We start from the raw sequence: 8,440 nt of genomic DNA on the forward strand, positions 1-8,440 counted from the left end.
GCGCTGATCAGCGGGCCGATGGTCGCGCCGTTGATCCGTATATAAATTCCTGCCGACGTTGTCCAAATGTCGCCGTTGACAGGCGCGCTCGGCGCGCCGCCTTGCGGAATGTTCAGCGGCGCGCCAGACGATGTGCCCGCAGGCCCGGTGATTTTGCCGGTGGCCTGTAATGTCGTAAATTTGCCGGTGTTCGGCGATGTCGCGCCGATCGCGGGCGGCGTGGTCATATTGCACAAAGCGCCGATCCGGATCGCGTTGGATGCGCTAGGAGCCGTCACCGCGCCGGTTAGAGTGCTCGCGCCCGTAACCGATAGCGCGTCGTGCGCGCCCGCGCCGGTTTCCAGCGCGCCAACGGACGCCTGCACCTGTTCCATATATCCGGCCGTAACAGTCATCTGTACGCTGGACCCCGCCGGGTACGATGCCGCCGCCGTCGTGCCCTCCTGTTCGCGCACGATAGTCAACACGTCACCTGTTCTGCTAGTACACTGGACGATCTCGGTCCGCGCCACCAATGCCCGGAACGGGAACGTTGAAGGGAACCGCGCCCCGTGCCCGGTGGCAACCGTCAATTCGGTCTGTGTGCTAGTCAGCGGGTTCGCCAGTGTAGCCGTGACGTTGTTTTTTGGAACCAGCCACGTTGTCGCCATGTCGGATTATCCCTCCGGCTGCACGCCGTCCGTGGCCGCGCCGTCGTTGTCGGTTGCCTCGCCGGTATCCGCCGCCGCCGTCATTTCGGCCTTTTCAGCCGCCGTGGTGACCTTCACATCGAACGACGCCTGCGGTTCAGGAATCGGCCACAGGTTGACGCCAGCCGCGCCGGATCCTTTGAACGGGTTCCGCGATTCAATCCTGCCAGCGATAAACTCGCCATATTTGCCTGTATTGGTGGGTCTCATAATACAGTCTCCTATCTATTTTCGGATTACGATTCCGGCCATGTAATAGTGCCGCCAGTAACCTCGACGGTGTCGCCGTTACCGATGGTCAGATTCGACATGGTGACGTCTCCACCGCCGCCGGTCACTGTGGCCGTCAATGTGCAGAGTTCCGTCGTGTCCGGCGCAATCAAAACGACGTGATCTACGATCCCGCCAGCAGCGTCCGTGTCAGGAGTGATCGCCTCGGCGATCGCGACACCATTCGACGCCGAACCGAAAGCCGGATTGCCAAACGTGCAGGTCGCAACCTCGGAATCGCCGGAGGTCTTGAATACCATCGTGCCGCCGTCAAGACATGAGGCGAAAAAATCCGCAAGCGCGTTCCTTGCATCCATAGTCAAAGTCATTGCCATTGTACCAGTCTCCTAGTCGGTTATGTTTGGGGCAAGTATCAGATCCCCAACTCTAACATCCTCGTTTGCATCGAATACAAGCACGGTCCGGCCCTCGTACAAAGTGACCGCCGCGCGAATTTCCGTTGTTTCGCCGATTTCCTGCCGAACGCCCTCACCATCCCAAACGGCGTCTGGTCGGCACAACTGGACCGTATCGGTTAGCAGGTTCTCTAGTCCGCCACTTGTCCATTTACCTTGTACGGCCACTGTCCTAGTCTCCTACAGAATACCACGGGAACGCACCCGGCTCGAACGTTGCCGAATATGGCGTGTTTGCCGCCTGTTCGCGCAACGATGCTGCCGATTTCCTGAGCGCATCAGGTATGCTTTTGGTGTCAACTGAAAAGGTGCCGCTGGCTTGCGCTTTTGCCACCTGCGCGGCGTCTGAAGCCATCGCGTCAAGTGCATCGGCAGCCGCCATGCGAGCGTCGCCGCCTTCCATTTCAAGGAACATTTCCAGTTCCTCGTCGGTGAAAAATTCTGACCGGCGGTCCGAACACAGCACGCGCACTTTTTCAATGTCCGTCATGGCCTACAATGCGCTCCACGTCACGGAGATCACGTATCCGAGTTCGTCTTCGTTGTCCATCGAAAGCATAAGGGTATCTGTCTTGCTCATGTAGATATTCGACACAGGCAGTATTACGCCATACTGTTTACCCTTGATATCCACCCCGCCGACATATACAGGTAGCGCGACGTTGCCGTCAATCAGTATCGCGCCCGCCAAAACCTCCTCTCCGCCGGGTTCACCATCAACGATGATCGAGATGCTTTCGATGCGACACGGCATGCGCGGCGCAACCTCAATTGCTATCGTGTTTGCTCCGGTTGCGTACTCGCGAAAAACGCCCTTGGCAAGCACCTGCCGCGTGCTGTCGCTGTGCGCCGGTTGCGCGGCGACCAAAAACAGGACCGCCACACAGGAAACCAGCGCGAAGGCCGTTGCCGCCAGCATGATTTGAATATCTGATATTTTACGCATGTGACTCCCTCGGTTTGGGTATGCCGGGCGGCGCATAGGCCGCTATTGCAGGTTCGACGACAGCGAACTGGCGCGCGCCGCCCGGCAAAACCGTTTCAACTGTACTACATCATCGGTTCACCACCGATGCGGTCTTCTGTTACTGGCCGTCGCTGGCCCAGCCGCCGCGCGGGTCAAGCGCAACGCAACCCATACAGTAGCGCACCTTGTACGCAATCGCGTCGTTCTCGAAACCGCCCGTGAACGGATCGGCCTGTCCGCCGCCAACGCTTTGCGCGTTCGCGGACTTCAGGAAAATCTCCGGGCTTTCATGGCCGCGAAGCAATCCGAGCTCGCACGGCTTGATGCTTTCCGAGAACAGCGCCCACGTGGTTTTAGCCAGCGAGCCGGTGGTTACGACGGTCGGGATCCAGTGGTTGGTTAGAACCTTCAGTCCGCGGTTCGCGACAACATTCAACGTGCCAGCCGCGACGTTCGACGCGCCCGTGGTGGGGGTCAACCACGCAAGGGTGGCCGAAGCTACGATGCGTTCCGCTTCCAGTTCCAGCGCGGGCGGCACCACGAGGTATCGCGGAATGTTCGCAACCGGGGATTCCTTGACGCGGTACGTGGCAGCGCCCGTCATTTCGGCGATAGCCGTTTCAAGGTTCTGCACCGTCAACGGCAACGAGGACACGCCGTTCTGTCCTACGCTGGTGGCGAAGTAGGAATCCAGCGGACCAGCACTGTTCCAGAACAGTTTGGTCAACAGGAATTCCTCGGTCGCCACCGCAGCGTTCGCAAGGGATTCCGGCAACGACCGGTACACGCCGAGGTCGTCGTTGATGTAGGACTCCCACGAAAACGGCACGAGCGCGCCGTACTTTTTCGCGGCGTACTCGTATTTCGCGTCATCCAACCGCCCGATCTGGTACTCGCCCAGCGCGGGCACTTCCTGAAGCCGCGTCACCGTGTTGGAAATCCCGAACCGTTTCACGGTACGGAAATCCGGCACGGTGGAAATGCGCGCAATGTTCCGCATGACGCGGGGCGCCGCTTCGTAGGCCGCCAACAACTGGCGGTCGAGGGTATCGGCCATCAAGTAATTGAAATCCGACGCGCCCTGAGCCTCTTTCAGGCGGTAGGTCCACTCGTGATCGGGCAGCCGGTCGGTGTTTTCGACCAGCCGGTTGAACGAGGCCAGCCGGTCAGTCCAATCGGCGGGTTTGCGGGTTTCGCGGATCGCTTGGAGGCCGTCCCACGATTCCATAAGTTTCATCAGTTCCATTGTTCAATCCTTCCGTGTTGTACTATTCGCATAGCACAACCCGTTTAGTGTTGTCCTGTTATGCCCACGCCAGCACTACGGTGATGATCGCGTCCGCCAAAGACGTGGCCGCGCCGGAAGCGAGTTTCAGCCGGAGCGCATCGCCCTGCACGAGATCCTCTTTGCCGTCAGCCGTGGCGGCCTTGATGATGTCCGTGTTTGGAGTGGACGCCAAATCGAACGCAGCCGCGAGGCAAACATCGCCAGCGCCCGCCGCCTCGCCGTCCCCGCACTTTTCGAGGGTCAGCGTTCCAGCCTGTCCCGCCGCCGTGCCGTACCTCAACGACGCCGAAACCACCGAACATGCCGCCGGTGCAACGAAGATCTGTTTCGCGACGTCCGCAGCAGCGAACTGGTACGACGTGGTGAAATACTGTCCTACCACATTCCCAACAGCCGTTACGGTCGTTACTTGGGGCAACAGGCAAACAGGGATCACCGTGGCCGAAGATCCGCCGGTGGCCGCGCCAAGCGCGAATCCGAACACGACGCCGGTGTTGATCTTCGACAGAATGCCGGTGTCGGTCGCGATATAAATCGTATCGCCGACCGCGACGTTGCTGTTGCCGCCGCCGTTTTGCGGCACGACAGCGAGATCCCAGACGCCTTTGGTGGACACCGCAATGTAGTCGGTGGCCGCGCTTGCGCTTTCGAGTGCTACGCCGTGCAGTCCGTTGACATACACCGGATCGCCCGCGTCGGCAAGGCCGTCCGTGTGCGATGGATGCGTCAACGTGGATTCGAGCAGGGTCAGGATTTCGCCGGCAAACCGCTGTTTACCGGCATCTCCGCCCACCTCGTAGGGGTTGATAGAATACGCCATGTCTAGGCTCCTTCAGTTGTAGTGTACTACGTTTCTGGTTATGGCAGGCTGCTATCTGTGCCCGCGTGCGGCGATTTCAGCCAAACGAATGGCCTCGTCGCGTGGTTTGCCGCGCGACATAAACGACGCGACAAACGATTCCTTCAGCGATTCGATTGATTTTTGGCCCGAATTGTCGGGCGAATTGGCCGGAACCGTACCGCCGCATTCTTTCACGACGCCCGGTATACCGGCGGATTTCAGATATTCGCGCTCTTCCTCGACGGCCTCTTTCACGCCATCCACGGATTCCGCGTTCTCGAACCGTTTCGAGATCCGCGTTTTGGCGGCATCGGGCAGTTTCGATTCGGCGAGAATCTTTTGGATTTGCGCGGCGGCCTCGGCCACTTTCGCGGCCTTTTCCTGTTCAAGGGCTTTCGCGGCAAACTCCTCGATTTTCGCCTTGTATGCGTCGCGTTCCGCCGCCAGCGCGGTGTTTTCGGCCCGCAACGAGTCGTAAGACGCGCGCAACGATTCCAGTTCGGATTTGACCTGTGCTAATTCATCCATTGTATCAGTTTCCTCATACGGTTGGCCCGCTATCTGTTCTACCAGATCCGGGCGCAATGCTTCCAGTGTTTCGCGGTCCAACGCTTCCAGCGCGTCCGCCGATTCGCATACCAGCACCTCGCCGCCCGCGCCGGGTTCCGTCACGAAGTCCACGGAACGGACTTTACGGATGGATTCTACAACAAACGTGTGTACCCCGTCAATAGTACGCCTAGACATAGCGGCTATGGCGTTTATGGACACGCCTATTGTGCCTAGCAAATTGGATTCGCTTAGGTTCACCAGCATCTGGCGCAGTCCGTCATGCACGATGTGCGCAGTTCCCACAATCGCGCCGTCCGATTCGCGCATACGCACGTTCCGCAAAACGCCGCCCAATCGCAACAGGCTTCCCTCTGGCCGCTCCGCGTCCTCTTTGTCGGTTTGATGGTCGATGTACATTTTCACGCCATCGAACATCGGTATGGCCGATTCCAGCGCCTCTTTAGTGTAGAACCGTTTCCGGCTTGAATTGAATCCGGGGCGAATCACAACCACCTCGGCCGTTTTGCCGGTGTCGCATCCCTCCAGTACAGCCGATTCCGTGACGCTGGCGTTTACCGTGCCTGGTATCGTTTCGGGCCAGCGTTCAACCGGCACGCCGCATTTTACCAGCGCGGACCGGATTTTCGCGCGCGCCTGCAACCGCGCATCTTTCGATAGGCCGCTATTCGGCAGGTTGCGGGCCGCCTCGATAACCGTTTCGGCGTCAAGCCCCTTGCCATGTTCCCAGAGGCGCAACTTCCAATTTTCTACCGGCACATTGTCCCCGGCATACGCGAACGCCGCCGCCGGGTACCTGTGCCCGTGTTCCAGTTTCGTTACTGTCATAATATGGCCAGCCTCCTATAATTCCGGTTCGCTACCGTCCGCCATGACGTACCGGGCATAACACCGGCAATTCGGATGCGCCGACGGGTAGGAATCGCCGCTTGGGAATGTGTCGCCCATAGATATTACACCTATCGCGGCGTTTCCCTCGCATGTTTCGCAGGTCTTTTCATCGCCCACGTCGACCCAGATTTTCGAGTCGTAGCCCATATCGGCCCCGGCGGCCATTGCGCCAGCGTTCAGCGCGTTGTTTGCCTCGGTGGACGCGATGACTTTGGCGCGTTCCGCTGTCATTGTATCGTCCTGCACGGTGTCGAATATGGAATCGGCGATAGACTGAATTGAATCGCCGCGCCCGATGCCGTCCGCAATGGCTTTGCCGATACGCCTGTTGTCCGCGCCTGACAGATCGTCGAATAGGTTTTTCGCCCGTTGCCGCGCATAGGTTTTTGCTTTTGCCACCGAAACGGTCCGTTTGCCGTTCCACGATGTCTCATAGGCGTATGACAACGCATCCTGATAGGCCTGCTCCGCCGCTGGAATCAAACGTTTTTCCACATAATCAATCGCGGGCGCCATAAACTTTTTGGTGGCGGTTTGCGCCGTTTCGCCAACGATTTCATCCCAAGACACTTTGCGTTCCTGTACCATGTCGCTAGTAGACTCGGTTATACCCGCAAGATCTGCCGCCGTTTTCACCTCGTCCGCCACTTGGCGCACGACGCCGCCGATAAATTCGCGGGTGGCCGCCGCGCGGAACAGCGCGCCATAAGCCGCCGTCACGCGCCGGAACCGTTTCTCGTGCATCCGGCCCATCCGCGAGTCTATCGCGTGGCTGGCAACCGCCGCTTCGAGTATCCGGTCTACCATTTCGCCGGTACACTCCGACAGAATCGCGTCTATCTCGCGCGGTACGGTCAACATGCGCAGCCGCTCCCGGACTTCGATTCCCTCGCCTTGACAAGTAGCCGCGTGAATTCGCGCAACATCCGGCCCGATTCGGTCGCCGGGGCTTCCGCGTACCCGTCCAACACCGCTTGGGGATCGGGCACGTTCAACAGGTGTAGTACGAATTTTTGGATATCCTCGGATTCACCGAATTGCGGGAACTGTACCAGTGTCGCGTTTATGTTCTGCAACATGGTTTGCCGCGACACCGGGTACGGTTCGGGTAATGTTACAGTGATCCCCGCGTCCTCAATGGATATGTCCCTCTCGTCGAGTTCGGCCAAAATGAGGTCGCTATAGATCTGTTTCAGTATCGCTTGGAACGCCTCAAACGTTCGCAACATCGGCAGTTCCATAGCCGTCGAGGTCGCCAGCCGGAACGCCTCGCCCGCGCCGAAATAGTGCGGGTATATGCCTACCCCGGCCCCGAACACCTGCAACAGCATATTGCCGTCCACTTGCGCGGCCTGCGCGCCGGTTTCCTGTGCGGTCGGCTGCAGGTCCTGCCCTTCGTTTTCGATGTAGGTTTGCGCAATCGGCGGCGTTGCCCCGCGTTCGGACGTGCGCGCAGCAGCCCTCGCCTGCTCCCGCGCCCGCGCCGCGTTGACGTGCGCCGGGCCGCCTTTGACCTTCAATTTCCGCACTACTTTTGCAATTTCCTGCTGTATTACCGATCTGGCCTTCATAAACTGGCGGTGCGCCCTCGCCCAATCCAGCGCGGCTATCAGCCCGGAATGGCCCCGGCCATGCGTGCCGGTCAGCCGGTAATGGAAGGCCCAGACGCCTGGTTCCACGCCGTCCGGCATGGCGTCCCCGTCGTAATCCCACATGGCGTATTTTGCCTCGCGGTACACACCGGCGGCGTTGGTGTAGGACCGCACCAGCGCGGCCTCGGTGTAGATGTCCTCCGGGTCGGTGATGATCTTTTTGACCTCAAGGGGATCGATCATACGGACCCGGCCCGGATTGCCGGGGAAAAACAGCAGCATCACTTCGCCGTCCACGAACAGGCTGGCGGCAAGTGCGCGCTGGCCAGCCGTGGAAAACACCACGCGGTTTTTCGGGTCGGTCCAAAAGGCCTTGATCTTCCGCTCTGTACCAGCATCCTGCGTTGCCCACGTCGCCCCGGAACCGACGCCGAAATTGACCCACAATTCTTTGGCTTGGCGGCACAGGGGGTCGCGCACGGTGTAGACGCGGGCAAGCCGAAGGTAGTCGGTCCGCACGCTGTCGTTTACAGGTTCCCCGAACGCGCCGGTGATTTGTTCCCAACCGATCTCGTCCCGCGATAGCGCAATCAGCCCGCTATCGGGGGCGGATTCCTGCAGGCGCAATTCAAGCGATTCGAGGTGTTGCAACAGGGATTCGCGCTCCATGCGCGCCTCTTTGATGCCCGAAAATGGCCACAGCATAGACAGATAGATCTCCGAGTTCAGTGGTGTTATACCACAACGGTACGCGAAAGTCAAGCCTGTACCGGTTGGCTATTTTTGGGGGGGATTACAGGTTGGGAATAGGTGATGTGTAATCGTCTGCCAGGTCGTACACGGCCAACATATTTCGCTCCCGGCGTTCGCGGCAATGCGTGAAAAGCGCGTACCGAAGCGCGTCCATTGCGTGATC

At 59.4% G+C, this 8,440-nt stretch carries 10 protein-coding genes; all 10 read right to left on the minus strand.

Translation table 11 applies throughout. From position 1 onward, the window contains the following. Positions 1–650, minus strand: a 650-nt coding sequence (locus P5540_19410; protein HRT66982.1) for a hypothetical protein, incomplete at its 3' end; no start/stop codon positions are given. Positions 651–656: 6 nt separating this feature from the next. Then, positions 657–899, minus strand: coding sequence for a hypothetical protein (locus P5540_19415; protein ID HRT66983.1), 243 nt, complete (start codon positions 897–899; stop codon positions 657–659). A 26-nt stretch (positions 900–925) separates the two neighbouring features. Continuing rightward, positions 926–1,294: a hypothetical protein gene (locus P5540_19420; GenBank protein HRT66984.1), complete on the minus strand. Its 369-nt coding sequence runs from the start codon at positions 1,292–1,294 to the stop codon at positions 926–928. A 253-nt stretch (positions 1,295–1,547) separates the two neighbouring features. Then, the gene (locus P5540_19425) at positions 1,548–1,865 is read right to left on the minus strand and encodes a hypothetical protein (GenBank protein HRT66985.1); all 318 of its coding nucleotides are present in this window, start codon (positions 1,863–1,865) and stop codon (positions 1,548–1,550) included. A 3-nt stretch (positions 1,866–1,868) separates the two neighbouring features. Further along, entirely contained in the window at positions 1,869–2,321 is a 453-nt protein-coding gene (locus tag P5540_19430; GenBank protein HRT66986.1) for a hypothetical protein, read from the minus strand. A 139-nt stretch (positions 2,322–2,460) separates the two neighbouring features. After that, positions 2,461–3,588 carry a hypothetical protein gene (locus tag P5540_19435; GenBank protein HRT66987.1) on the minus strand — a complete coding sequence of 376 codons (1,128 nt, stop codon included), beginning with the start codon at positions 3,586–3,588 and terminating at the stop codon, positions 2,461–2,463. A gap of 58 nt (positions 3,589–3,646) precedes the next feature. After that, entirely contained in the window at positions 3,647–4,450 is an 804-nt protein-coding gene (locus tag P5540_19440; protein HRT66988.1) for a DUF2190 family protein, read from the minus strand. A 51-nt stretch (positions 4,451–4,501) separates the two neighbouring features. Next, positions 4,502–5,869 carry a hypothetical protein gene (locus tag P5540_19445; protein HRT66989.1) on the minus strand — a complete coding sequence of 456 codons (1,368 nt, stop codon included), beginning with the start codon at positions 5,867–5,869 and terminating at the stop codon, positions 4,502–4,504. A 15-nt stretch (positions 5,870–5,884) separates the two neighbouring features. Next, entirely contained in the window at positions 5,885–6,793 is a 909-nt protein-coding gene (locus tag P5540_19450) for a phage minor head protein (GenBank protein HRT66990.1), read from the minus strand. Continuing rightward, positions 6,787–8,229 carry a hypothetical protein gene (locus P5540_19455; GenBank protein ID HRT66991.1) on the minus strand — a complete coding sequence of 481 codons (1,443 nt, stop codon included), beginning with the start codon at positions 8,227–8,229 and terminating at the stop codon, positions 6,787–6,789. Before P5540_19455 ends, P5540_19450 begins: the two co-directional genes overlap by 7 nt. Positions 8,230–8,440 lie beyond the last annotated feature (211 nt).

The organism is Candidatus Hydrogenedentota bacterium, from assembly GCA_035450225.1.
Lineage (GTDB): Bacteria > Hydrogenedentota > Hydrogenedentia > Hydrogenedentales > SLHB01 > DSVR01.